Raw genomic sequence first — 23,559 nt, forward strand, 5'->3', positions numbered from 1 at the left:
ATGCAGCAATCCGCCCGCTGGAAGACCTTACTGCTCTGGCTCGTCCTCGTGGCGAGCCTTCTTGTCATCCTCCCCAGTGTGTTGCCGGCACGCATGGCGGCCGGGCTTCCCGGCTGGCTCACGGCCCACCGCCTGACGCCGGGCCTCGATCTCACCGGCGGCTCCCGCCTGGTGCTCGACGTTTCCCGCGAGGATATCGCCGCCGAGCGCCTGCGCACCGCCATCGAGACGGTCGGCAACGGGCTTCGCGCAGCCGGCATCCCCTATGGCGATCTCAACGGCGCGGACGACGCGATCGACGTGACCGTGACGGCGCCGGACCGCGTGGATGCTGCGCGCCAGACCCTGACAGGCCTCGATCTCGGCACGCTCAGCGAGCCGGAAGCCGGCCATTTCCGTATTACGCAGTCCGTCTCCGTCATCGACGACGCGGTCGCCGCTGCCTCGCTCGGCGCGGTCGATGCCGTGCGCCGGCGGGTCGAAAGCCTTCACATTCCGTCGCTTCTCGTCACGCGCGGCGAGCGCGGTCGCATCGTCGTCTCGATGCCGGGGCTGACCGATCCGCAGCGCGTGAAGGACATGCTGGCGACGGTTGGCCGGCTTTCCGCCCGCATCGTTGACGACAGCATGCCGGTCAACGACGCCATCGAGAACGGCCCGCCGGCCGGTTCCGAAGTGCTCTATTCCACCGGCGAGCCGCCGGTCGGCTATCTTCTGAAGCGGGATGATCTCTTCACGGCGGTAGACGTCGCATCCGCGCAGCCCGCCGCCAATGGCGAGCCCTTCGTCGAGTTTGTCCTGAAGGCCGATGCGGCGGATCGCCTTGCCGCCTTCACCCGCGACAACAGCGGGCGCACCATCGCCATCCTGCTCGACGGCCAGGTGATCTCCACCTCGCAGATTCAAGGCGCCATCAACGATGGCGTCGGGCGGCTTTCCGGCGACTTCGATGCCGAAGGAGCGGCCAATATCGCGCGCATCGTGGCGAGCGGCCCGCTGCCCGCCCAGTTGACCATCCTGGAGGAACGCTCGATCGAGCCCGCGCTCGGTACGACGTCCCTTGGCACCGTGGCGCTCGCGCTTGCCGTTGCCGTTGCCGCCGTCGTCGCCTTCATGACGTTCTTCTACGGCGTGCTCGGTGTCATCGCCTCGCTGTCGCTGTTCTTCAACGTCCTCGTGACCTTCGCGGTCCTCGCGCTGGTCGGGGCTCCCATCTCGCTCTCCATGATCGCCGGCATCGTGCTGACCGTCGGCCTCGCGGTCGATGCGAGCGTGCTGATCTTCGAGCGTATCCGCGAGGAGAGCACGCGCGGCCGCTCGCTGCGCGATGCGGTCACCGTCGGCTTCGGCCGCGCCCGCACGACGGTCCTCGACGCGTCTGCTACCATGCTGATCGCCGTCGCGGTGCTCTTCGTGCTGTCGGCGGCTCCCGTCCGGGCCTTCGCGCTCGCCGTCGGCGTCGGGCTGCTGGCGACGCTCTTCACGACCTTCACGCTGACCTATGGGCTGGTGCGAGCCTGGCTCGGCCGCAGCCATCCGACGCATCTGCCCAAGGGCGTGCGCAGCGGTCTCTTCGACCGACTCAACCTGCGCTTCATGGCCGTGCGCAACGTGATCTTCCTGGGAACGGGAGCGGTCTCGCTGATCATTGCCGGCCTGCTGATCATGGACGAACTGCGCCTCGGCATCGATTTCACCGGCGGCGCGGCCGTCGAAATCCAGGCGAAGTCCGGCCCGGCCGATACGTTCGACATCTCCGCCCGGCTCACCGACGCGGGCGTTGCGGTGCAGAGCGTCGACACGCCCCTCGATCCCCGCCGCGCGCTCGTGCGCCTGACATCGCAGGGCGAGGGCGAGAATGCCGAGCAGACTTCGGTCCTGGTCGCCCGCGGCGAGCTTGAGGACGACTACGACTTCCGCCGTGTCGAGGTGGTGGGGCCGGCGATTTCCGGCGAACTGATCGACACCGCGACGCTCGGCTTCGTGGCGGGGCTCGTGGCGCTCGTCGCCTATATCTGGATCCGCTTCGAGTGGCACTTCGCCATCGGCGCGGTGATCGCGCTGGCGCATGACGTGTTCTTCACGCTCGGCTTCCTGGCGGTCGCCGATATCGAGTTCAACATCAGCGCCGTGGCCGCGCTCCTGACGGTCGCCGGCTATTCGCTGAACGACACGATGGTCGTCTACGACCGGATTCGCGAGAACCTCCGGCACTTCAAGCGCATGCCGCTGCCGCTCATCATCGACGATGCGATCAACCGCACGCTGTCGCGGACGGTGCTGACCTCCGCGACGACGCTGATCGCGCTTGCCGCACTCGCCTTCTTCGGCGGCGAGGCGATACGCACTTTCGCGCTGACGCTGCTCTTCGGGGTGGCAATCGGCACCATTTCCTCTATCTACATTGCCGGACCGATCCTCATTCTGTTCCGTCTCCGCCCGGAGCGCTATCGCCCCGGCAAGGGGGGCGCCGGACCGGTCACGGAAGCGACGGGAGCCAATGGCTAAGGGCATCGAAATCCGGGAGGCGCATTTCCCCGGGCGTGCGCCGATCGACGCATATGGCAATGGCGGCTTCCGCTTTGCCGACATGTCGCATCGCGGCTCCATCCTCTGCCTGCCCTCGGGCATTCACGGCTGGGACAAGACCGAAGAGACGCCGCTGACGCTGGCCGATCTCGAGCGCGTGCTGGACGAGGCGGGCGAGATCGAGGTGCTGCTCGTCGGCACCGGCAAGGAAATCCGCCCGCTTTCGCAGGAAATCAAGGCGGCGCTGCGCGAGCGCCGGATCAGCTCCGACCCGATGAGCACCGGCGCGGCCGTGCGCACGTTCAACGTCATGCTGGCCGAGAGCCGGGCGGTTGCCGCCGCGCTCATCGCCGTGTGAGCCGAAGGCGGTTTGCGGACGTGACCGACAAGAGACAAGACGATTATGCCCATTGCCTGGCGGCGCTTCGCGACACCGATCGCGACCGCTATCTCGCCTGCCTGCTGGCTCCGCCGGAAAAGCGCGGAAGCCTTGCCGCGCTCTATGCCTTCAACGCCGAGATCGCGCGCGTGCGCGACGTGGTGCGCGAGGCGCTGCCCGGCGAAATCCGCCTGCAATGGTGGCGCGATCTCCTGGAAGGCGGGGCCGAGGGCGACGCCATGGCCAATCCGCTCGCCGCGGCGCTGGTGGCCTGCGTCAAGGAACACAGCCTGCCGGTCGCCGTGCTGACGGACATGATCGAGGCGCGCATCTTCGATCTCTACAACGACCCGATGGAAAGCCGCGCCTCGCTGGAAGGCTATGCCGGCGAGACCGCATCAGCGCTGATCCAGCTCGCAAGCCTTATCCTCGATCCGCAGAACGCGCCGAAATCGGCGGAAGCGGCCGGCCATGCCGGCGTGGCGCAAACGATCGCCGGCATTCTGCTCATGCTGCCGATCCATCGCCGGCGCGGGCAGGTCTATCTGCCGGCCGATCTCCTGGCCGCGACCGGCCTGACGCCGGAGGCTCTTCTGGCCGGCAGCGACAAGGCCGCCGCCGGCCGCGCGGTGGAAGCCTTCGTCGGCCTTGGCCGCGACCACCTCGCCGAGGCGCGGGCGGCAAACGGCGTGTCGCCCGCCAATCGCCCGGCCTTTTTGCCGGTCGCGCTCGTTTCGCCTATACTGGCGGCGGCGGAAAAGGCAGGCGCCGCAGCGCTCGACCGTTCCCTCCAGCCGCCCCAGTGGCGCCGGCAATGGTGGATGTGGCGGGCCCTGCGCCGCGGGCCGTTCTGAACGGTGCCTGACGGACGCAAAACTGGCGCAAGCCTTGTAGGCTACAGCGACGAAACGTTTTCCGTGGAGGAGTGGAGTCGATGCTCTGGACCGTCACCATCGTCTGCCTGCTGCTGGCGGGCCTGATCTTCCGTCAGCGTTTCCGCAAGCGCAACGAAGAGCCGGAAATGGCCGGGGAGAATGCTGGCCTCGCGATCCTGGAATTCGGCCGCGCCTTTCCGGGCGAGGCGATCCGCGAGGTGATCACCACCGCCAATGGCCGCACGGTCTTCCTGAGGCTGCATGACGGCAAGGCGGGCTGCATGCACGCGCATGGCCACCACTATTCCTGCCACCTGATCGAGCCGGGCACCGTGCGCGTTGCCAGCGCCGGGCCGAAGCGCCTGACGATCGAGTTTGCCAACGCCGCCTTCGAGGGCGGCCTGTTCGAATTCCGCGACGAGAAGCAGGCCGCCGAGGTTTCGCTCTGGATGCTCGGCAGCTTCATGCCGGGCATCGTTGCGCAGGACAACCGGACGGCCGGACAGCCGACCTAGTCTCTTCCAGTCAGCGCCCGAGCCAGCGGGCGCAGTCTTCCAGCGCCCGGGCCGCCGTCGCCTGCTTCTTGGCGAGCGCCTTGTCCTTGCCGCGGAAACGTTTCATGCCTTCCGGTCTCGTCACCGCTCCCGGCTCCAGCGGCGGGAACAGGCCGAAATTGACGTTCATCGGCTGGAAGGAGCGTTTGCCCGGCTCGTCGTCGGAGACGATGTGGCCGCCGGTGATATGGTTCAGCAGCGCGCCGAAGGCCGTCGTTTCCGGCGGCAGCGACGGCGTTTCGCCGCGGCGCTCGGCGGAGGCGAAGCGGCCGGCCAGAAGACCGATGCTGGCGCTTTCCACATAGCCCTCGCAGCCGGTGATCTGCCCGGCAAAGCGCAGGCCCGGCCGGCCCTTCAGCGCCAGCGAAGGATCGAGCAGCGTCGGCGAGTTGATGTAGGTATTGCGGTGCAGGCCGCCGAGGCGGGCGAAGTCCGCATTTTCCAGGCCCGGAATGAGACGGAAGATCTCGGCCTGCGCGCCGTATTTCAGCTTCGTCTGGAAGCCGACCATGTTGTAGAGCGTGCCGAGCGCATTGTCCTGGCGCAATTGCACGACGGCATAGGCCTTGACGGTCGGGTTATGCGCATTGGTGAGCCCCATGGGCTTCATCGGGCCGTGGCGCAGCGTCTCGCGGCCGCGCTCCGCCATCACCTCGATCGGCAGGCAGCCATCGAAATAGGGCGTGCCTTCCCATTCCTTGAAGCCGGTCGTGTCGCCGGCGATCAGCGCGTCGATGAAGGCATTGTACTGCGCCTCGTCCATCGGGCAGTTGATATAGTCTTTGCCCGTGCCGCCCGGGCCGACCTTGTCGTAGCGCGACTGGTACCAGCAGATATCCATGTCGATGCTGTGCGTATGGATGATCGGCGCGATGGCGTCGAAGAAGGCCAGCGAATCGGCGCCGGTGCGCGCCTGGATGGCCTCGGCGAGCGAGGGCGCGGTGAGGGGGCCTGTGGCGATGATCGCCTGGTCCCAGTCCTCCGGCGGCAGGCCCGTCACTTCCTCGCGCGTGATGGTGATCAGCGGGTGGCTTTCGAGCGCGGCCGTCACGGCGGCGGAAAAGCCCTCGCGGTCGACGGCAAGCGCCCCGCCGGCCGGCACCTGGTTGGCATCGGCCGAGCGCATGATCAGCGAGCCGGCAAGCCGCATCTCCGCATGCAGAACGCCGACGGCATTGCTGGTCGCATCGTCCGAGCGGAAGGAATTGGAGCAGACGAGCTCGGCAAGGCCGTCCGTCTTGTGGGCGTCCGTGCCGCGCACGCCGCGCATTTCATGCAGGATGACGGGAACGCCGGTTTCGGCGATCTGCCAGGCGGCTTCGGAGCCGGCGAGGCCGCCGCCGATGACATGGATGGGGCTGAAGGAAGAGGTCTTTGTCATGGGCGGTTCGTTACCATGGCGGCCGGCGCATTCCAAGGAAAAGCGCCAGCCGCCTTTGGCATGAGCCCGGAATCAAAAACGGCACCATGCGGTGCCGTTTGAAGCGTTCCTCGCGCGTCGCCGTTTCCGGCCGCAGCGGCGGAAACCAGCGATGCTTAGCGGAACGAACGCGAAGCGATGTCGCGGATGTCGTAGCGGGTCAGGCCGATGTCCGAGAGCGTGTGGTTCGACAGGTTGCCGAGTTCGTTCAGGGTGCGGCGGTAGGAAATCCAGTTCTTTGCAATGCGGATCGGGTTCATGGTCTCTTCCTCGAAGTGTGGCCCGGGAGGTCTGTCTCACCGGTTCGTGACGCCTATATAGGCGACATCCCTGTCAATGTGCAGTGCAAAGAAAATGCAGCTGCTATGCATTTGTGCAATAAGACGGCCACGGAAGAGGCATTTGACGGACCTGCATGCGGAAGAGGCGAAAAGCGCGCCATTTCAGACAAATAGCAATTTCTGCAGCCGTGAGGTCGGGCCGCTTCTCTTGTCGCGAATGAGAAAAAGCGACATTGTGCGGCGCAAAAAGACGTGCAAAGCAAAACGCCCTCCGGCGGGAAGCCGAAGGGCGTTCGAAATGAGATCCGGATGGATCGGCCGGCTTAGTTGGCGGCCTTGCGTGCGATATACGGGATATCGCTGCGGCCGATGCCGAGGTCACGAAGTTCGCGGTCCGTCATGCGGCCGAGTTCGTTGACGGTCTGACGGTACTTGCGCCAGTTGTTGAAAGAGCGTGCCAGGTTCATGTCTTTACCCCTTTCTGGGCTTCCTGCTGGGCGGCCGCTCGTCCTTGGCGCCGCCCCGATCTGATGAAATGGAATATACGCTGCATTGCCGAAATGAACAGCGCTGGAATAGCACGGCACCTATGCGTTTCATGCATGTCAAGCGGAAATTTCGGCCAAATTCTGGCTAAATTCCGGGCTCGCGCCACAAAGGTAAACGAAGCTATGCGCTGAGCTGTGAGTGCAGTGCAAAAAAGCAACGCCCGCCGGGGGAGGAGGTCCGGCGGGCGTTGCTGGTCTCGATTGGCAGCTTGGGAGGAGGAGAGGCCGCCAATCCTGTCGGGGACGTTGGGAGGAGGAGATCGTCGCCCGACCGATGAGGACTATATAGATCCGGCCATCGCGGCGCGGTAGGGCCCGGTTGGAATGGCACCCATGCACGCGGCGCATGCATTGCGCAAGGATTGGGCAGATGCCTCGAACGTGCGGGCTGGCCCCAACGATTTTTCTGGAAAATGCCGCTGCTCCGGCCGCTCGCCATGCGCAGGGCGCAAAAATAACGCCCGCTGGGGGAGGAGATCCAGCGGGCGTCATAATAATGATTGGCAACTGGGAGGAGGAGTGTTGCCAATCGTATCGGAGGGACGCTGGGAGGAGGAGTGCGTCGCTCCGAATTCCTGTCGAACTCCGTTTCCGGAGTATCGGGTCCGAGGCTTCATGCCGGGCGTTCGACCAGTCCGCCCCCGTCCATCCGTCGCCTCGAAGGCGCCTGATTTTCGGTCTGGATCATCTCTGATCCGATGTCTGCACTATAGCTGCGATTCCCGATTTTGTGCAGTGCAATATGGGCATGGATGATATGCGCCAGCTGCATGTCGTCGGTCGCAAGCCGAAGGGCTTTCTGTTGCTAAATCTGCCATGGATTTCTTTATGTCCGGTTAACCGTGAAGGGCGGACTTCGCGTCGCAGGTGAAAGATCGCCGGTCTTTCGGATTTTCACTGCGATTGCGAATTTCTGCCGGCCCTATATCGTTTCTCAGGCACAGGAATGGAAATTCGAAGAGCGAAGGGAACGGTGAGCGGATGTATAGGGGCAGGCTCGAGCGCGATCTCAAACACTGGACGGCGCAGGGCCTGATCGACGCCGCGACCGCCGGCAGCCTGCTTCGCGAATACGATTCCCGCGAAAGCGCCTTCAGTCTCGGCCGTGTGCTGATGATCATCGCGGCCCTTCTCGTTTCCGCCGCCGTGCTTCTGCTCGTCGCCGCCAACTGGGAGGCGATTCCCCGCCTTGTCCGCCTCGTCGGCATCGTGGCGGTGATCTGGGGGGCCTATCTTGCCGGCGGCCTCCTGATCCTTCGCGGGGCGGAGCGGTTCGCCGGGGCCTTCCTGATCCTTGGCACGCTCGCCTTCGGCGGCGCGATTGCGCTGGTCGGGCAGATGTATCACCTGTCCGGCGATGCGTTCCAGGCGGCGCTCGTCTGGTTCGCCGGCGCGGTGGTTACCGCCGTGCTTTTCCGCTCCGGCGCCGTCGCGGCCGTCGCCGGCTTCCTCGCCTTTGTCGTGGCGGGGGCCGACTGGACGCAATCCTATAGTGTCGACGATACCGTGCTGCTCTGGCTGATGCCGCTGATGGCCGTGATCGTCATCCTGCTCGTGCGCTATACGGGCGCCGACCGCGTCCGTCATCTTGCCTATCTGCTGCTCCTCGTCTGGCTCGCTTATCTCTATGGAGAGAACGAGACGCCGGCGGCCGCCATCGCGATTGCCGCTTTCGGCGCGGTCGCCTATCTCGCCGCCGCCTTGCCGCAGTCGCCGCTTCACGCGCTTGCCCGCAGCGCCGGTGCCGCGCCCGCCTTTTATGCCTATCTCGTGCTGCTGCTTGGCCTTCTCGCGCTGCATTCCGAATTCGACAGCGTGGAGCAGCGGCTTTTCGTCGGCATCGTCACGCTCGGCGCTGCCATTCTCGGTATCGCGCTCTCCGGCAAGGAGAACGGCGCGGTGCGCTATCTCGGCTATGTCGTCTTCGCCGCCGAGACACTGTATCTTGCATCCGAGACGATCGGCTCGATCATCGGCACGTCCGGATTCTTCCTTGTCGCGGGGTTCGTCGTCGCCCTCATCGCCTGGGCGGTGATCGCGCTGGAACGTCGCCTTTCCCACGCCGGCACGAAGGCGGAGGCCTGACCATGACCGAATCCCGCTTCTTCCGCCTCCCGCCGCTCGTTGCCGCCATCGTCGCCGCCGCGCTGCAGACGGCCGTCATCGGCTATGTGGTCGAGAGCCGCGCCTCCATCCTGCGCAACGGCGCGGATATCCGCCTGAAGACCATGCCGGTCGATCCGCGCGATCTTCTGCGCGGCGACTATGTGACGCTTTCTTATCCCATCTCGACCATCCCGAAATCGATCGTCACCGGCGCCGTTCCGCAAAGCGGCGCGCGCGTGCGTCTCGACGTCCGCGTCAGACCCGGCGCCGACGGGCTCTGGGCGGCGACGGAGGCGAGTTTCGCCGGCCTCGCTCCGCAGGAAGGCAGCGTCGTGCTGCGCACGCAGCCCTTCGAGATCTACTCGTCCGTCGATGGCGAGCTTCCCGATACGCTCTTCGTCCAGTACGGCATCGAGCGTTATTATGTCCCGGAGGGCGAGGGCAGGGCGCTGGAGAGCGCCCGCAACGCGGAGGAACTCGAGATCGAGGCGCGCGTGGCAAAGGACGGAACGCCGCAGATCGCCCGGCTGATCCTGAAGGGCGAGCCGGTCTACGACGAGCCGCTCTATTGAGACGAGAAGGGCCGGGACAGCGGCTTTTCGGCCACATTTTTCCTTTGATCCGCGGAAAACGGGTGATATAGAGACGCCGCGCTCGGAAGGCGCCACGGGAGCGGCCTTGCCCCCTGTGGCAAGACGGTTTCTGAGACGCGGGTATGGTGAAATTGGTAGACACGCCAGATTTAGGTTCTGGTGCCGCAAGGCGTGGGAGTTCAAGTCTCTCTACCCGCACCAGAGCCACCAGACGTGGAAATGGAGGTTTCCGCGTCCTGTGGAGCATTAGAGCGCCATTTTGCTTGCCAAAAGGCCACCGAATTCAGTAAAGCCACTGCCGGCAAATGGACCGGCGGGGTGCTCGCCATAACCGGAAGGCCGGTTTGAGCACCGCCAACTCGAAATGAAGGTTTGAACATGCAGGTTATCGAAACGCTCGCTGAAGGGCTGAAGCGCGAAATCAAGGTCGTCATCCCGGCCAAGGACATGGAAGCTCAGATGAACGAGCGTCTTGAAGACGTGAAGGGCCGTGTCCGCATCAACGGCTTCCGTCCGGGCAAGGTACCGTTCGCACATCTCAAGAAGATGTACGGCAAGTCCGTCATGGCCGAGCTGGTCAACGAGATCGTCCGCGACCGTCCATCCGCGATTCTCTCCGAGCGCGGCGAAAAGTCCGCCACGCAGCCGGAAGTCGCGATGACCGAAGACCAGGCCGAAGCGGAAAAGATCCTCAACGGCGAAGCCGATTTCGAGTTCACGCTGTCCTACGAAGTCATCCCGGCCATCGCGCTGAAGGATAATTCGGGCATCGCCGTCACGCGCGAAGTCGTCGACATCGACGCCAAGGAAGTCGACGAGCAGATCCTCAAGATCGCCGAAAGCGCCCGTTCCTACGAGACGAAGAAGGGCAAGGCCGCCGACGGCGACCGCGTCACCATCGACTATCTCGGCAAGGTCGACGGCGTTGCCTTCGACGGCGGCAAGGACGAAGACGCAGAACTCGTCCTCGGCTCCAACCGCTTCATCCCGGGCTTCGAAGAGCAGCTCGTCGGCCTGAAGGCTGGCGACGAGAAGGTCATCACCGTCACCTTCCCGGCTGACTACCCGGCCGCGAACCTTGCCGGCAAGGAAGCCACCTTCGACATCAACGTCAAGGAAGTCGCTGCCGCCGCCGCCATCGAGATCAACGACGAACTCGCTTCCAAGCTCGGCCTCGAATCGGCCGACAAGCTGCGCGAGATCGTCCGCGGCCAGATCGAAAGCCAGTACGGCTCGGTCACCCGCCAGAAGGTCAAGCGTCAGATCCTCGACCAGCTCGACGAGATGTACAAGTTCGACACACCGGAACGCCTGGTCGACGCCGAGTTCGAGAACATCTGGCGCCAGATCAACACGGACCTCGCTCAGTCGGGCAAGACCTTCGCTGACGAAGACACGACGGAAGAAGCCGCTCGCGAGGAATATCGCAAGCTCGCCGAACGCCGCGTCCGCCTCGGCCTCGTCCTCTCGGAAATCGGCGAAAAGGCCGGTGTTCAGGTCTCGGACGAAGAGATGCAGCAGTCGCTCTTCCAGCAGCTTCGCCAGTTCCCGGGCCAGGAAAAGCAGATCCTCGAATACTTCCAGAAGACCCCCGGCGCCGCCGCTTCGCTGCGCGCCCCGATCTTCGAAGAGAAGGTCGTCGATCACCTGCTCGGCGAGATCAAGGTAACGGACAAGACCGTTTCCAAGGACGAGCTGATGGCTGACGACGAAGAGGGTTCCGAAAAGGAAGCCAAGAAGGCCGCGCCGAAGAAGAAGGCTGCCGCCAAGGCCGAAGCTGCGGAAGGCGAGGAAGCCGCTCCGAAGAAGAAGGCCCCGGCCAAGAAGAAGGCCGCCGAAGGCGACGCCGAGTAATCGGCTCCATCCCATCGCATACGGAAAGGCCGCCCATCGGGCGGCCTTTTTGCTTCGGGTAACATAAAATCCCGATCAGCCCTTCGCCGCCTGGAGCTGGCGATGCATCTCCTCGTCGTCGAGGGCGGTTGCCTTGATATGGGCGGGGCGGTCCTTCAGGCGGTCCCAATAGGCCCTGAATTCCGGCCGGTCTTCCAGCGAGCCGAATTGCAGGCCCCAGCTGATATGTGAGCCGACATAGACGTCAGCGGCCGTGAACGTGTCGCCGGCAATGTAGGGATGGCGGGTGACCGCGAAGGAGAGGGTATCCAGCGCCGTCCCGTAGCTGCCGCAGCCGAGGGCGCGCTGGCGCTCCTGCGGCACCTCCATGCCGAAGGCCTTGAGCGAGACGGCCGTTTCGAGCGGCCCGGCCGCGAAGAACAGCCAGCGGTAATAGTCGCCGCGCCGGTCCGTCGGCGGAGCGAGCCCGGCTTCCGGGAAGGCATCCGCCATATAGGCGCAGATCGCGGCGGCTTCAGTGACGATCGTCTCGCCGTGGCGGATGGCGGGCACCTTGCCCATGGGATTGACCGCAAGATAGTCCGGCGCCTTGATCGAACCCTCGAAGGTCAGCCACTCGACGCGGTAGGGCGCGCCGGCCTCCTCCAGCATCCAGCGGGCGATGCGCCCGCGCGACATGGGGTTGCTGTAGAGTACCAGTTCCTCGGCCATGATAGTCTCCTCTGCATGCGGTGTGCGGGAGAATAGGGCCGGAGGAGAGGCGTGCAAGTCTGGGCAAAGAAAAAGCCCGGCGCTGGGGCCGGGCTTTTCTCTATCGGTTGGCTCAGGCGGCCATGGCCTTGCGAAGGTTCTCGTCGATCTTGTCGAGGAAGCCGGTGGTGGAGAGCCACGGCTGATCGGGGCCGATGAGGAGCGCGAGGTCCTTGGTCATGAAGCCGGCTTCGACCGTGTCGACGCAGACGCGTTCCAGCGTCTCGGAGAACCTGGCGAGCTCCGCATTGCCGTCGAGCTTGGCGCGGTGGGCGAGGCCACGGGTCCAGGCGAAGATCGAGGCGATGGAGTTGGTCGAGGTTTCCTCGCCCTTCTGGTGCTGGCGGTAGTGGCGCGTCACCGTGCCGTGCGCAGCTTCCGCCTCGACCGTCTTGCCGTCCGGCGTCATCAGGACCGAGGTCATCAGGCCGAGCGAGCCGAAGCCCTGGGCCACGATGTCGGACTGCACGTCGCCGTCGTAGTTCTTGCAGGCCCAGACATAGCCGCCGGACCACTTGAGCGCCGAGGCGACCATGTCGTCGATCAGGCGATGCTCGTACCAGAGCTTGGCTTCCTTGAACTTGTCGGCGAATTCGGCGTCGAAGACCTGCTGGAAGATATCCTTGAAGCGGCCGTCATAGACCTTGAGGATGGTGTTCTTGGTGGAGAGATACACCGGCACCTTGCGCTGCAGGCCGTAGTTGAACGACGCGCGGGCGAATTCGGTGATCGAATCGTCGAGGTTGTACATGCCCATGGCGACGCCGGCGGACGGCGCGTCATAGACCTCGTATTCGATCTCCTTGCCGTCCTCGCCGATGAACTTCATCATCAGCTTGCCCTTGCCGGGGAACTTGAAGTCGGTGGCGCGGTACTGGTCGCCGAAGGCGTGGCGGCCGACGATGATCGGCTTGGTCCAGCCGGGAACGAGGCGCGGCACGTTCTTGCAGATGATCGGCTCGCGGAAGATGACGCCGCCGAGGATGTTGCGGATCGTGCCGTTCGGCGACTTCCACATCTTCTTCAGCTTGAATTCCTCGACGCGGGCTTCGTCCGGCGTGATGGTGGCGCACTTGACGCCGACGCCGTGCTTCTTGATGGCGTTGGCCGCGTCGATCGTCACCTGGTCGTCGGTGGCGTCGCGGTTCTCCATGCCGAGGTCGTAATATTCGAGGTCGATATCAAGGTAGGGGTGGATCAGCTTGTCCTTGATGAACTGCCAGATGATGCGCGTCATCTCGTCGCCGTCGAGCTCGACGACGGGATTGGCGACCTTGATCTTTGCCATGGGAACCTCGTGTTTTCTGAGGGGCTGGGCGCCCCGGATCGTGGACTTGAAAGAACCGCTTGGCCCTATAGCACTCGCGGCCGGGAAGGCAAAGCCGACCAATGGATGAGGCGGTTTATTTTCGCGGGCGGGCGGAATAAGTTTTGCCACGATTCCGTCTCAGGAAGGTCTGCCCGCGGTGGGCTGCCCGGGCCTTCCGCCACCAATGGAGAATGCGATGTCGCGTTTCGGTCTGGCTGCGCTTGCCCTTCTGCTTCCCCTGTCCGCCGAGGCGGCCGATTTCAAGGCGCCGGTCGCCGAAATCATGTCCGCGGCGACCAGCAACTGGCAGGATACGGGAACGGACAACGACAATCCGGCACCCTATACGGATTATTTCAGCGAGGATTTCCTGACGCGCCTCTACAGCAAGGATTTCGTTGCGAAATACCGGGAAGCCGCGAAATACCCCGCCTATGAGGACGGCGGCTCGCCCTTCGACTACGATCCCATCATCGGCGCACAGGACGGCTGCGCCCTCAAGGATGTCGTGACGACCGAAGGCCAGCCGGCGAACGGCGCGGAAGACGTCACCGTCACCTTCGACAACAGCCATTGCTTCGGCGAGCGCGCCTCCGACTGGCAGCCGGAGAAGCTGGTCTTCAAGGTGGTCGAGGAGGACGGCCGGGCCGTCATCGACGATATCGAGCGCACCAGCTTCGAGGAGGGCGCTTCCTTGAAGAAGGAACTCCAGCAGATCGCCGAGGAAGGACCGAACGGCGGGGCCGGCAGCGCCGCCGAAAATCCGGACTGAGTGCCGCGCGTACTTTTCATTTCGGGCCGCTTGTGTCAGTGAGACCCCGAATTTCTGGAGCATTTCCAGCAAAAGCGTGCAGCGGTTTTGCATTTGGAAATGCGGCAAAACAAAAAGGTAGAGCGTTTTCGCGATTCTGAAAAAAGCGAAAATGCTCTGGGGATATTTGGGTATGGCAGGCACGAACAGCGAACGCACGCTGATCGCCGAAGGACCGGCGATCATCCTCGTTCATCCGCAACTGGGCGAGAACATCGGCATGGTAGCGCGCGCCATGGCGAATTTCGGGCTGGCGGAACTGCGACTTGTCAACCCGCGCGACGGCTGGCCGAGCGAGAAGGCGATCTCCGCCGCCAGCAAGGCAGACCACGTCATCGAGGCCGCCAAGGTCTATCCCTCGCTGGAGGAGGCCGTCTCCGACCTCGAATTCGTCTATGCCACCACGGCGCGCGACCGCTACGGCTACAAGGAGGTCCGCTCGCCGGTCGTCGCCGCGGACGACCTGCGCACGCGCTTCCGGGCCGGGCAGAAGACCGGCATCCTCTTCGGCCGCGAGCGCACGGGCCTTACCAACGAGGAGATCGCGCTCGCCGATGAGCTGGTGACCTTCCCGGTCAATCCGGCCTTCGCTTCGCTCAACCTCGCCCAGGCCGTGCTCCTCATGAGCTACGAGTGGATGAAGAGCGGCCTTGCCTCCGTCGAGGACACGCCCTTCGACGCGCTGCCGCAGCGCCCCGCCAAGAAGGAAGAACTGCAGGGCCTCTTCGATCACGTGGAAGAGACGCTGGATGCGCGCGGCTACTTCCGCCCTGCCGAAAAAAAGCCCAAACTGGTGGAGAACCTGCGCGCCATCCTGACGCGTCCTTCTTTCACCGGCACGGAGATCCAGGTCTTGCGCGGCATCGTTTCCTGCCTCGATCGCTTTACGCGGGAATCGCCGCGCGGCGCGACCAATCCCAACCGCACCCGCAACCGCCGGCCCAAGGTGCCCCGTGACAGCGAATAGAACAGTTCCAGAAAAAGTGGGAACCGGTTTTTCGTCCGGAAATGTGATCGAACAGGGCGCGAAACCCATCCTGATGTTCGACAGCGGTATCGGCGGCCTCACCGTGCTGCGCGAGGCGCGCGTGCTGATGCCGGAGCGGCATTTCACCTATGTCGCCGACGATGCGGGCTTTCCCTATGGCGGCTGGGAAGAGCCGGCGCTGAAGGCGCATATCGTCGAGCTCTTCGGCAAGCTCCTGAACGAGCACGACCCGGAAGTCTGCGTCATTGCCTGCAACACCGCCTTCACGCTCGTCGGCGCGGACCTGCGCGCCGCCTTTCCGCACATGCCCTTCGTCGGCACCGTTCCGGCCATCAAGCCCGCCGCCGAGCGCACGCGCTCCGGTCTCGTCTCGGTGCTCGCGACACCCGGCACGGTCAAGCGCGCCTATACGCGCGACCTCATCCAGTCCTTTGCCAGCCAGTGCGACGTCCGCCTCGTCGGCTCGGAAAATCTCGCCCGCATGGCCGAGGCCTATATCCGCGGCGAAAGCCTTTCCGACCAGGCGGTGCGCAGCGAGATCATTCCCTGCTTCGTCGACGAGATGGGCCGCAAGACCGATATCGTCGTGCTCGCCTGCACGCATTATCCCTTCATGGCGAACCTCTTCCGCAAGCTCGCCCCCTGGCCGGTCGACTGGCTCGACCCCGCCGAGGCGATCGCCCGCCAGACCCGCCGCCTCGTCCCGCCGCTGGAAACTGTCGCGCCCGGCGAGGACATTGCCGTCTTCACCTCCTGCCGGCCGGATTTCGCGACGTGCCGGCTGATGCAGGGTTTCGGGCTGCGCGTCGTCTGACGCGGCATTCCTGTGGGTTTTTCAAAAGCCGGGCGCGACGGGCGTTGATTTCGTGTTAGGGCTTGCCGGCCCTCCGCAGGCGGCCGGGCGAATCGGATTTTTCAGGAACGAGGAACGGGATGAAGGTCGGCATCGACATGGGAACGGTGCAGGGCGGCGCACCGGCCAGGCTCGATATCGAGGAACTGCTGGCGACGCGCCTGCTCGTGCAGGGTAATTCGGGTTCGGGCAAGTCGCATCTCCTGCGCCGCCTGCTCGAACAGTCCGCGCAATGGGTGCAGCAGGTCATCATCGATCCCGAGGGCGATTTCGTCACGCTCTCCGACCGCTTCGGTCATGTGGTGGTCGATGGCGAGCGCACGGAGGCGGAGCTTGTCGGCATCGCCACCCGAATCCGCCAGCATCGCGTGTCCTGCGTGCTCTCGCTGGAGGGCCTTGAAGCCGACGAGCAGATGCGCGCGGCCGGCATCTTCCTCAACGCGCTGTTCGATGCGGATCGCGACTACTGGTATCCGGTGCTCGTGGTCGTCGACGAGGCGCAGCTCTTCGCCCCCGCTGTCAGCGGCGAAGTCTCCGAAGAAGCGCGCAAACTCTCGCTCGGCGCGATGACGAACCTGATGTGCCGTGGCCGCAAGCGCGGGCTTGCCGGCGTCATCGCCACGCAGCGCCTCGCCAAGCTCGCCAAGAACGTCGCGGCCGAAGCCTCCAACTTCCTGATGGGGCGCACCTTCCTCGACATCGACATGGCGCGCGCCGCCGACCTCCTCGGCCTCGACCGGCGGCAGGCGGAAATGTTCCGCGACCTGCCGCGCGGCTCCTTCGTCGCGCTCGGCCCGGCGCTGTCGCGCCGCCCACTGCCGGTGGCGATCGGCACCGTCGAGACATCTGCCCGCTCCACCAGCCCCAAGCTGATGCCCCTGCCGGATGCGCCGCAGGACGTGGAAGACCTGATCTTCACGCCGGACCCGGAAGAATTCACGCGTCCCCTCGTGCGCCGCCCGCCGCCCGCGCCGCGCCCGACGACGGATATCCTCGCCGAGCTCTCCCGCGCGCGGCCGGAGCCGGTGCAGACGGAGGCGAAGGCCCCCGCGCCGGAGATTTCCGCCGAGGAGCGCGAAAGCCTGCTCGATCAGGCGCTCGCCGAAATCCTCGCCAACCCCGAGGCTGCTTTCCGCGCCGATGCCGAGCTGTTCCAGGATTTCCTTGTGCGTTGCCGCATCCGCCGCGTGCCCGGCGCGCCGCTCTCGCTGCCGGCCTTCCGGCGTAAGATGGCGGTTGCGCGCTCCGGCGTCGATGCGGAGACGGCGGCGACGGAGGTGTGGGGCAGGGCGCTCGATCTTTCCCGCAGCGTCACCGAGGATCTGCAGGGTGTGTTCCTGCTCGTCGCGCAAGCGGCGGTGCGCGGGCTTGCCTGCCCCTCGGATGCGCGGATCGCGCGCGCCTACGGCACCCATTCGGCCCGCCGCGCGCGCCGTCTGCTCGGCTATTTCGAGGAGCAGGGGCTGGTGGTCGTGCACAGCGACCTCGCCGGCCACCGCATCGTCGCCTTCCCGGACCTCGGCTGCGAGACGCTGCCGGGCGACGCCAACGGGCCGGACCTTGCGGATTCTCACCGCGATGCCGCCGAATAGTCGGATTTCCGGGCTTTCCGCGTTGACATCTTCCTGAAACCCGCCTAATGACCCCGCCAACGCCGGGCAGAAATGTCCGGTGTTTCATTTGACATGTCCCGTGGATTCTCCGGTCGCGATCGTGAGAAACCTGTCGGAACCCGAAAAAGGTTCAGAGGAGGGCGTGTTTCCTTCAGCCGGTCCGGCAACGGAACGGCATAACAAGAACCAGAGGAAATGCGATGAGCAAGCGCGCTGCATCCAAGTACAAAATCGACCGCCGTATGGGCGAAAACATCTGGGGCCGTCCGAAGTCCCCGGTCAACCGCCGCGAATACGGCCCGGGCCAGCACGGCCAGCGCCGCAAGTCCAAGCTTTCGGACTTCGGTGTTCAGCTCCGCGCCAAGCAGAAGCTGAAGGGCTACTATGGCGATATCCGCGAGAAGCAGTTCCGCGCGATCTTCGCCGAAGCCGAACGCCGCAAGGGCGACACCCCGGAAAACCTGATCGGCCTGCTCGAATCGCGCCTCGACGCGATCGTCTACCGCGCCAAGTTCGTTCCGACGGTCTTCGCTGCCCGTCAGTTCGTCAACCATGGCCACGTCAAGGTCAACGGCGTCCGCGTCAACATCGGTTCCTACCGCTGCAAGCCGGGCGACGTCATCGAAGTCAAGGAAAAGTCCAAGCAGCTGGTTTCGGTTCTCGAATCCGTTGGCCTGGCTGAACGTGACGTTCCGGACTACATCGAAGCCGACCACAACAAGATGACCGCGACCTTCGTTCGCGTTCCGGTTCTCTCCGACGTTCCGTACGCGGTCGTCATGGAACCGCACCTGGTCGTCGAATTCTACTCGCGTTAATTCGCGAGAGACGCCTTGCGCAATCTGGAAAAGCCGCCAAGAGATTGGCGGCTTTTTCTTTTGGGGGTACCCGCGTGACAGACCTTCAGGCTATCGTCGAGGAAATCCATGCGAGCCTGTCGCCGCGGCGCGGCGAGGGCAAGGTGGCCGACTATATTCCGCAGCTTGCCCATGTGGACCCTCAGAAATTCGGCATGGCCGTCGTCACGGTCGATGGCGAAACCCATCTTGCCGGCGACGCGGACGAGGCCTTTTCCATCCAGAGCATCTCAAAGGTCTTCACCCTGACGCTGGCGCTCGGCAAGCATGGCGAGGGTATCTGGAAGCGCGTCGGGCGCGAGCCCTCCGGCTCGGCCTTCAATTCCATCGTCCAGCTCGAACAGGAAGCCGGCATCCCGCGCAATCCCTTCATCAATGCCGGAGCCATCGCCATCACCGATCTCGTGCTCGCCGGCCACACGCCGAAGGAGGCGATCGGCGAGGTCGTGCGCTTCCTGCGCTATCTGGCGGACGAGGAGGACATCACCATCGACCAGGCGGTGGCGCGCTCGGAGCAGGCGACGGGCTTCCGCAATTTCGCGCTCGCCAATTTCATGCGCTCCTTCGGCAAGCTGGACCATGCGGCCGAACTGGTGCTCGGCGTCTATTTCCATCAATGCGCGCTGGCGATGAGCTGCCGGCAGCTGGCGCGGGCAGGGCTGTTCCTCGCCAACAGCGGCACCAATCCGCTGACCGGCCACCGGGTCGTCTCGCATCTTCGGGCACGGCGCATCAACGCCCTGATGCTGACCTGCGGCCATTATGACGGCTCGGGCGATTTCGCCTATCGCGTCGGCCTGCCGGGCAAGAGCGGCGTCGGCGGTGGCATTCTCGCCGTTGCGCCCGGAAAGGCCTCGGTCGCGGTCTGGTCGCCGGGCCTCAACGAGAACGGCAATTCGCTGCTCGGCTCGCTGGCGCTGGAAATGCTGGCGGCGCGCACCGGCTGGTCCGTCTTCGGGGCTTGATTGTGCCGGCCGTTCGGGGCATTGCAGGCGCATGACCCTTGCCCTTGCCGAAATCGAAGACGATGCACCGGAGGATGGCCGCCATCCGCTCTTTGCCGATGCGCCGTCAAGCGTCTCCTTCAACAAGCTGCGCAAGCGCCTGCTCCGCCAGGTGCGGCAGGCGATGGACGACTTCGCCATGCTGAAGGGCCAGAAGCGCTGGCTCGTCGGCCTTTCCGGCGGCAAGGACAGCTACGGCCTGCTGGCGCTCCTCATGGACCTCCAATGGCGCGGCCTGCTGCCCGTCGAACTGATCGCCTGCAACCTCGACCAGGGCCAGCCGAACTTTCCCAAGCACATCCTGCCGGAATACCTGAAATCCATCGGCATGAAGCACCGCATCGAATATCGCGACACCTATTCCATCGTGAAGGAGAAGGTGCCGACGGGAGCGACCTATTGCTCGCTCTGCTCGCGGCTGCGGCGCGGCAACCTCTATCGCATTGCCCGGGAGGAGGGCTGCGACGCGCTGGTGCTCGGCCACCATCGCGAGGATATCCTCGAGACCTTCTTCATGAACTTCTTCCATGGCGGGCGGCTCGCCGCCATGCCGCCGAAGCTCTTGAACGACGAGGGCGATCTGATGGTGCTGCGCCCGCTCGCCTATGCTGCGGAGGACGATCTTGCGAAATTCGCCGCCGCCATGCGCTTCCCGATCATTCCCTGCGATCTCTGCGGCTCGCAGGACGGTCTCCAGCGCAATGCGATGAAGGCGATGCTGGCGGATATCGAGACGCGCATGCCGGGCCGCAAGGACGCCATGCTGCGGGCGCTGGGCCACACCAACCCGTCCCATCTCCTCGATCCGAAGCTTTTCGATTTCTCCTCCCTGGAAACGGTAAGACAAAATGACGATTGACATCAATGCGCTGGCGCTCGTGCTCGCGCAGGCGGCCGAGGCCGAAATCCGCCCGCGCTTCCGCGCCCTCGGCAAGGGCGACATCCGCACCAAGGCGGACGCCAACGACCTCGTGACGGAAGCCGACGAGGCGGCCGAGCGCTTCATCAAGCGCGAGGTGACGGCGCAGTTTCCGGACGTGCTGTTCGTCGGCGAGGAATCGGTCGCGGCCGATCCGGCGCTGCTGGGCAAGCTTGCGGATGCAGAGCTCGCCATCGTCGTCGATCCGATCGACGGCACCTTCAATTTCGCGGCCGGCGTGCCGCTCTTCGGCGTCATGGCGGCGATCGTTTCCGGCGGCGAGACGGTGGGCGGCATCATCTACGATCCGATGGGCGACGATTTCGTGATGGCGGAAAAGGGCAGCGGTGCCTGGCAGACGGGCGATCATCGCCCGGCGGTCCGGCTGAAGACGCGCGGTGCCGCGCCGCTGGAGGCGATGACCGGCATGGCCTCCACCAGCTTCCTCGACCGCGCGCGCCGGGCGCGCGTCCTGTCGAACCTCGCCAAGGTCGCCTTCGTTTCCAACTATCGCTGCGCCGCGCACGAATACCGCACCTTCGCGGGCGGCAACCTGCATTACCTTATGTACAACAAGCTGATGCCCTGGGATCATCTCGCCGGCACGCTGATCGCCCAGGAGGCCGGCGCCTATGCCGCCCGCTTCGACGGCTCGGCCTACAGGCCCCATCACGTCGAGGGCGGCCTGCTGCTGGCGCCGGACAGGGAAAGCTGGGAGATGCTTCGCCGCGAGGTCTTCGTCGACTGAGCGGAGCGCATTGAATGAAAAGGCCCGGCTGCATCCGCAGCCGGGCCTTTTGTTTGCCTTCAAACCTTGCCTCCCGTCATCCTCGGGCGCGATCCAAGGATCCACGCCGCGAAGAGGAGGGTAGGCTGGGAAGCGGAGCGGAACTGCATGCAGCCCCGCCGCCTTCTCAAACCGGCTTGTTATGCGGCTGGAACAGCTTCCCGTGCTCGGCGATCAGCACGAAGATGAGGCCGATCACCGAGAGGGTGAAGAAGCCGATGACCAGCGGCAGCGAGGTGCCGTTGAAGGACTGGCCGATGATCGCACCGATCACCGTGCCGCCGGCCGTGCCCATGAAGCCGAGCACCGAGGAGGCCGTGCCGGCGACGTGGCCGAGCGGCTCCATGGCGAGCGAGTTGAAGTTCGAGCCGATCCAGCCGAACTGGAACATCGTCAGCGCGAAGATCACGATGAAGATCGCAAACGGCAGATGCGTCGGCCAGAGCAGCGTCAGGACGAGCCAGATCGTGTTCACGGTCAGGAAGCCGAGCAGCGCGCCATGCGACAGGCGCCGCATGCCGAAGCGCCCGACGAGCCGCGAATTGACGAAGGACGACAGCGCCATGAAGGCGGCGACGCCCGCGAAGGCGAGCGGGAACCACACGCCGAGCCCGTAGATGCCGACATAGATCTGCTGCGCCGAGTTGATGAAGCCGAAGAGCCCGCCGAAGATGAAGGTGCTCGCTAGCGTGTAGCAGAGCGCCACGCGGTCGGTGAGAACGATGCGGAAGCCGCCGAGTATCGAGCGCGCCGTGAAGGGGCGCACGTCCTCGGGATGCAGCGTCTCCGGCAGGCGGATATACATCCACGTGCCGACGACCACGGTCATGACCGCCATGAAGATGAAGATCAGGTGCCATTCGCCGAAAAGCATGACGACCTGGCCCGTGCCTGGCGCCATGACCGGAACGACCATGAACACCATCATGATGAGCGACATGACCTCCGCCATCGCGCGCCCGCCGAAGACGTCGCGGACGATGGAGACGGTGATGACGCGCGTGGCGGCCGAGCCGATGCCCTGGATGAAGCGCAGCGCCAGCAGCGCGGCGAAGCTCGGCACGAGGATCGCGAAGAGCGACGACACGGCATAGATGGCAAGGCCGAAGAGCATCGGCTTGCGCCGGCCGAAACGGTCGGAGATCGGGCCGTAGAAGAGCTGCGCGCAGGCAAAGCCGATCAGGTAGGCCGAGATGACATATTGCCGGTGGTTCTCGTTCTCGACGCCGAGGCTGGCGCCGATCTCCTGGAGACCGGGCAGCATGATGTCGATGGCGAGCGCGTTGAGCGCCATCAGGAGGGCCATCAGTGCGATGAATTCTACTTTGCCCATGCCTTTCAGGCGCTGGGCCGATTCAGGGGAAAGTCCAGACATATCAATTTATTCCATGAAAGAGATAAGGCGCCGCTGGATGCGGCGCCTTTTGAAAAGCTTGCCGGCGAAAGATCGGAAAGGCGTCAGGCGGCGCCCTTGACGGCGATGCCCTGGCCCTGAAGATGGGTCTGCAACTCGCCCGACTGGAACATCTCGCGCACGATGTCGCAACCGCCGACGAACTCACCCTTCACGTAAAGCTGCGGGATGGTCGGCCAGTTGGAATAGTCCTTGATGCCCTGGCGGATGTCGGCGTCGGCGAGCACGTTGATGCCCTTGTAGTCGACACCCACATAGTCGAGGATCTGCACGACCTGGCCGGAGAACCCGCACTGGGGGAATTCCGGCGTGCCCTTCATGAACAGGACGACGTCGTTGGTCTTCACTTCATTGTCGATGAAATCGTGGATGCCGCTCATTTCAATATTCCCTGGCAAATCGGCTTCAAGGGCCGATGCGATGAACCGTTCGCCCTAGATAACAATCTCGTGTGACAATTGCCAGAAGCGCCCGGGAAAAAACGCCGGGGGCTGCCTTACGATCCGCAGGGTGTTGCGCGTTCGCCGCGCCTTTGCCCGGTCGGTCGAGGCTAGCGGTTGCGCTGGGGGCTGCGGCTTGCCGCCGTCCTGCGGCGGCTCACCTGCTTGCGGGCGCGCGGCGCCGGCTTCTTCTCCGGCTTCAGCACAGCTTCGATCACATCGGCGAGAAGGCCGCCCGAGGCCTTCCTGCGGCGCGTGCGGCGGGTCGAAGCCGACCGCACGCCGGTCTTCTTCAGCACCTCCTTGAGGGCTGCGTCCACCACGCCGCTGACGAGGTCCTTGATCAGGTCGGCCACGGCCGGATCAGTCCGGCGCGGAGGTCTGGAGGGCGAGGGCATGCAGCACACCGCCCATATTGCCCTTCAGCGCTTCGTAGACCATCTGGTGCTGCTGCACGCGGCTCTTGCCGCGGAAGCTTTCCGCCACCACTTCGGCCGCATAGTGGTCGCCGTCGCCGGCAAGGTCGCGGATCGTCACCTTGGCGTCCGGAATGCCTTGCTTGATGAGGGTTTCGATGTCGCCGGCGCTCATTGCCACAGTGAAGTCTCCGATTCCGTTATTGCCCATGCAGGATAGTGGCGAACATCCGGAAAGGTCAATCGCAGAGGTCGTCCA

General features: G+C 64.7%; 24 protein-coding genes and 1 tRNA gene. 16 read left to right on the forward strand and 9 right to left on the reverse strand.

What is annotated here, in order from left to right; genetic code table 11:
* The 4 genes from secD (at window position 1) to ACZ48C_RS06810 (ending at window position 4,298) form a co-directional block, all read left to right on the forward strand.
* Window positions 1-2,508 carry a protein translocase subunit SecD gene (gene secD, locus ACZ48C_RS06795; RefSeq protein ID WP_464782548.1) on the forward strand — a complete coding sequence of 836 codons (2,508 nt, stop codon included), beginning with the start codon at window positions 1-3 and terminating at the stop codon, window positions 2,506-2,508.
* Window positions 2,501-2,887 (forward strand): Mth938-like domain-containing protein, encoded by a 387-nt coding sequence (locus tag ACZ48C_RS06800; RefSeq protein ID WP_464782549.1) that lies wholly within the window; start codon window positions 2,501-2,503, stop codon window positions 2,885-2,887. Before secD ends, ACZ48C_RS06800 begins: the two co-directional genes overlap by 8 nt.
* Window positions 2,888-2,907: 20 nt before the next feature.
* Complete coding sequence (locus ACZ48C_RS06805; protein WP_464782550.1) at window positions 2,908-3,762, forward strand: phytoene/squalene synthase family protein; 855 nt, start codon at window positions 2,908-2,910, stop codon at window positions 3,760-3,762.
* Between the two features lie 80 nt (window positions 3,763-3,842).
* Window positions 3,843-4,298, forward strand: coding sequence for a hypothetical protein (locus ACZ48C_RS06810; protein ID WP_464782551.1), 456 nt, complete (start codon window positions 3,843-3,845; stop codon window positions 4,296-4,298).
* 10 nt (window positions 4,299-4,308) lie between these two features.
* On the opposite strand, the gene trmFO is transcribed toward ACZ48C_RS06810, so the two are convergent.
* The 3 genes from trmFO to ACZ48C_RS06825 all read right to left on the reverse strand — a co-directional run bounded on the left by trmFO (window position 4,309) and on the right by ACZ48C_RS06825 (window position 6,505).
* Window positions 4,309-5,718: a methylenetetrahydrofolate--tRNA-(uracil(54)-C(5))-methyltransferase (FADH(2)-oxidizing) TrmFO gene (gene trmFO, locus ACZ48C_RS06815; RefSeq protein ID WP_464782552.1), complete on the reverse strand. Its 1,410-nt coding sequence runs from the start codon at window positions 5,716-5,718 to the stop codon at window positions 4,309-4,311.
* Window positions 5,719-5,873: 155 nt separating this feature from the next.
* Window positions 5,874-6,017 carry a DUF1127 domain-containing protein gene (locus ACZ48C_RS06820; RefSeq protein ID WP_119258352.1) on the reverse strand — a complete coding sequence of 48 codons (144 nt, stop codon included), beginning with the start codon at window positions 6,015-6,017 and terminating at the stop codon, window positions 5,874-5,876.
* A 344-nt stretch (window positions 6,018-6,361) separates the two neighbouring features.
* A complete protein-coding gene (locus ACZ48C_RS06825) occupies window positions 6,362-6,505 on the reverse strand; it encodes a DUF1127 domain-containing protein (protein WP_119258351.1) in 144 nt (47 codons plus the stop codon).
* Window positions 6,506-7,567: 1,062 nt separating this feature from the next.
* Between ACZ48C_RS06825 and ACZ48C_RS06830 the strand changes: the two genes are divergently transcribed.
* From ACZ48C_RS06830 to tig, 4 genes are all read left to right on the forward strand, one after another.
* Complete coding sequence (locus tag ACZ48C_RS06830) at window positions 7,568-8,671, forward strand: DUF2157 domain-containing protein (RefSeq protein WP_464782553.1); 1,104 nt, start codon at window positions 7,568-7,570, stop codon at window positions 8,669-8,671.
* A gap of 2 nt (window positions 8,672-8,673) precedes the next feature.
* Window positions 8,674-9,264, forward strand: a complete 591-nt coding sequence (locus ACZ48C_RS06835; RefSeq protein WP_464782554.1) for a GDYXXLXY domain-containing protein — start codon at window positions 8,674-8,676, stop codon at window positions 9,262-9,264.
* A gap of 137 nt (window positions 9,265-9,401) precedes the next feature.
* Window positions 9,402-9,486 (forward strand) — tRNA-Leu (locus ACZ48C_RS06840).
* Between the two features lie 177 nt (window positions 9,487-9,663).
* Window positions 9,664-11,139, forward strand: a complete 1,476-nt coding sequence (gene tig / locus ACZ48C_RS06845) for a trigger factor (protein WP_119258348.1) — start codon at window positions 9,664-9,666, stop codon at window positions 11,137-11,139.
* A 75-nt stretch (window positions 11,140-11,214) separates the two neighbouring features.
* On the opposite strand, the gene ACZ48C_RS06850 is transcribed toward tig, so the two are convergent.
* On the reverse strand, window positions 11,215-11,850 hold the full coding sequence (locus ACZ48C_RS06850; RefSeq protein ID WP_464782555.1) for a glutathione S-transferase family protein: 636 nt from the start codon (window positions 11,848-11,850) through the stop codon (window positions 11,215-11,217).
* Between the two features lie 112 nt (window positions 11,851-11,962).
* A complete protein-coding gene (locus ACZ48C_RS06855; RefSeq protein ID WP_119258346.1) occupies window positions 11,963-13,177 on the reverse strand; it encodes an NADP-dependent isocitrate dehydrogenase in 1,215 nt (404 codons plus the stop codon).
* Between the two features lie 217 nt (window positions 13,178-13,394).
* Here ACZ48C_RS06855 and ACZ48C_RS06860 point away from each other — a divergent pair, with 217 nt between their 5' ends.
* From ACZ48C_RS06860 to ACZ48C_RS06895, 8 genes are all read left to right on the forward strand, one after another.
* Entirely contained in the window at window positions 13,395-13,970 is a 576-nt protein-coding gene (locus ACZ48C_RS06860) for a hypothetical protein (RefSeq protein ID WP_464782556.1), read from the forward strand.
* 172 nt (window positions 13,971-14,142) lie between these two features.
* A complete protein-coding gene (locus ACZ48C_RS06865) occupies window positions 14,143-14,976 on the forward strand; it encodes an RNA methyltransferase (RefSeq protein WP_203319048.1) in 834 nt (277 codons plus the stop codon).
* A 73-nt stretch (window positions 14,977-15,049) separates the two neighbouring features.
* Entirely contained in the window at window positions 15,050-15,811 is a 762-nt protein-coding gene (gene murI, locus ACZ48C_RS06870) for a glutamate racemase (protein ID WP_464782782.1), read from the forward strand.
* Window positions 15,812-15,930: 119 nt separating this feature from the next.
* Complete coding sequence (locus ACZ48C_RS06875) at window positions 15,931-17,442, forward strand: helicase HerA domain-containing protein (RefSeq protein ID WP_464782557.1); 1,512 nt, start codon at window positions 15,931-15,933, stop codon at window positions 17,440-17,442.
* 221 nt (window positions 17,443-17,663) lie between these two features.
* The gene (gene rpsD / locus ACZ48C_RS06880) at window positions 17,664-18,281 is read left to right on the forward strand and encodes a 30S ribosomal protein S4 (protein ID WP_318911734.1); all 618 of its coding nucleotides are present in this window, start codon (window positions 17,664-17,666) and stop codon (window positions 18,279-18,281) included.
* 74 nt (window positions 18,282-18,355) lie between these two features.
* Window positions 18,356-19,285 carry a glutaminase gene (locus ACZ48C_RS06885; RefSeq protein ID WP_464782558.1) on the forward strand — a complete coding sequence of 310 codons (930 nt, stop codon included), beginning with the start codon at window positions 18,356-18,358 and terminating at the stop codon, window positions 19,283-19,285.
* A gap of 31 nt (window positions 19,286-19,316) precedes the next feature.
* Window positions 19,317-20,183 (forward strand): tRNA 2-thiocytidine(32) synthetase TtcA, encoded by an 867-nt coding sequence (gene ttcA / locus ACZ48C_RS06890; protein ID WP_464782559.1) that lies wholly within the window; start codon window positions 19,317-19,319, stop codon window positions 20,181-20,183.
* Window positions 20,173-20,991, forward strand: coding sequence for an inositol monophosphatase family protein (locus tag ACZ48C_RS06895; protein WP_464782560.1), 819 nt, complete (start codon window positions 20,173-20,175; stop codon window positions 20,989-20,991). Before ttcA ends, ACZ48C_RS06895 begins: the two co-directional genes overlap by 11 nt.
* Before the next feature lie 166 nt (window positions 20,992-21,157).
* Here ACZ48C_RS06895 and ACZ48C_RS06900 read toward each other — a convergent pair whose 3' ends face one another.
* From ACZ48C_RS06900 to ACZ48C_RS06915, 4 genes are all read right to left on the reverse strand, one after another.
* Window positions 21,158-22,363, reverse strand: a complete 1,206-nt coding sequence (locus ACZ48C_RS06900; protein ID WP_119258337.1) for a multidrug effflux MFS transporter — start codon at window positions 22,361-22,363, stop codon at window positions 21,158-21,160.
* Window positions 22,364-22,488: 125 nt separating this feature from the next.
* Window positions 22,489-22,824: a Grx4 family monothiol glutaredoxin gene (gene grxD / locus ACZ48C_RS06905; RefSeq protein ID WP_119258336.1), complete on the reverse strand. Its 336-nt coding sequence runs from the start codon at window positions 22,822-22,824 to the stop codon at window positions 22,489-22,491.
* A gap of 170 nt (window positions 22,825-22,994) precedes the next feature.
* Window positions 22,995-23,240, reverse strand: a complete 246-nt coding sequence (locus ACZ48C_RS06910; RefSeq protein ID WP_318911741.1) for a hypothetical protein — start codon at window positions 23,238-23,240, stop codon at window positions 22,995-22,997.
* Between the two features lie 7 nt (window positions 23,241-23,247).
* Window positions 23,248-23,481, reverse strand: coding sequence for a BolA/IbaG family iron-sulfur metabolism protein (locus tag ACZ48C_RS06915; RefSeq protein ID WP_119258334.1), 234 nt, complete (start codon window positions 23,479-23,481; stop codon window positions 23,248-23,250).
* Window positions 23,482-23,559: the final 78 nt, after the last annotated feature.

It is taken from the genome of Shinella sp. 1A1 (assembly GCF_055379515.1).

Bases quoted from the DNA above. Each gene is read 5' to 3' on its own strand.
- grxD (WP_119258336.1), bottom strand. From the start codon at position 22,824: ATGAGCGGCATCCACGATTTCATCGACAATGAAGTGAAGACCAACGAC.
- ACZ48C_RS06895 (WP_464782560.1), top strand. From the start codon at position 20,173: ATGACGATTGACATCAATGCGCTGGCGCTCGTGCTCGCGCAGGCGGCC.
- ACZ48C_RS06820 (WP_119258352.1), bottom strand. From the start codon at position 6,017: ATGAACCCGATCCGCATTGCAAAGAACTGGATTTCCTACCGCCGCACC.
- murI (WP_464782782.1), top strand. From the start codon at position 15,050: ATGTTCGACAGCGGTATCGGCGGCCTCACCGTGCTGCGCGAGGCGCGC.
- ACZ48C_RS06825 (WP_119258351.1), bottom strand. From the start codon at position 6,505: ATGAACCTGGCACGCTCTTTCAACAACTGGCGCAAGTACCGTCAGACC.
- ttcA (WP_464782559.1), top strand. From the start codon at position 19,317: ATGACCCTTGCCCTTGCCGAAATCGAAGACGATGCACCGGAGGATGGC.
- rpsD (WP_318911734.1), top strand. From the start codon at position 17,664: ATGAGCAAGCGCGCTGCATCCAAGTACAAAATCGACCGCCGTATGGGC.
- ACZ48C_RS06830 (WP_464782553.1), top strand. From the start codon at position 7,568: ATGTATAGGGGCAGGCTCGAGCGCGATCTCAAACACTGGACGGCGCAG.
- ACZ48C_RS06835 (WP_464782554.1), top strand. From the start codon at position 8,674: ATGACCGAATCCCGCTTCTTCCGCCTCCCGCCGCTCGTTGCCGCCATC.
- ACZ48C_RS06800 (WP_464782549.1), top strand. From the start codon at position 2,501: ATGGCTAAGGGCATCGAAATCCGGGAGGCGCATTTCCCCGGGCGTGCG.
- ACZ48C_RS06850 (WP_464782555.1), bottom strand. From the start codon at position 11,850: ATGGCCGAGGAACTGGTACTCTACAGCAACCCCATGTCGCGCGGGCGC.
- ACZ48C_RS06860 (WP_464782556.1), top strand. From the start codon at position 13,395: ATGTCGCGTTTCGGTCTGGCTGCGCTTGCCCTTCTGCTTCCCCTGTCC.
- ACZ48C_RS06810 (WP_464782551.1), top strand. From the start codon at position 3,843: ATGCTCTGGACCGTCACCATCGTCTGCCTGCTGCTGGCGGGCCTGATC.
- ACZ48C_RS06875 (WP_464782557.1), top strand. From the start codon at position 15,931: ATGAAGGTCGGCATCGACATGGGAACGGTGCAGGGCGGCGCACCGGCC.
- trmFO (WP_464782552.1), bottom strand. From the start codon at position 5,718: ATGACAAAGACCTCTTCCTTCAGCCCCATCCATGTCATCGGCGGCGGC.
- ACZ48C_RS06900 (WP_119258337.1), bottom strand. From the start codon at position 22,363: ATGGGCAAAGTAGAATTCATCGCACTGATGGCCCTCCTGATGGCGCTC.
- secD (WP_464782548.1), top strand. From the start codon at position 1: ATGCAGCAATCCGCCCGCTGGAAGACCTTACTGCTCTGGCTCGTCCTC.
- tig (WP_119258348.1), top strand. From the start codon at position 9,664: ATGCAGGTTATCGAAACGCTCGCTGAAGGGCTGAAGCGCGAAATCAAG.
- ACZ48C_RS06855 (WP_119258346.1), bottom strand. From the start codon at position 13,177: ATGGCAAAGATCAAGGTCGCCAATCCCGTCGTCGAGCTCGACGGCGAC.
- ACZ48C_RS06865 (WP_203319048.1), top strand. From the start codon at position 14,143: ATGGCAGGCACGAACAGCGAACGCACGCTGATCGCCGAAGGACCGGCG.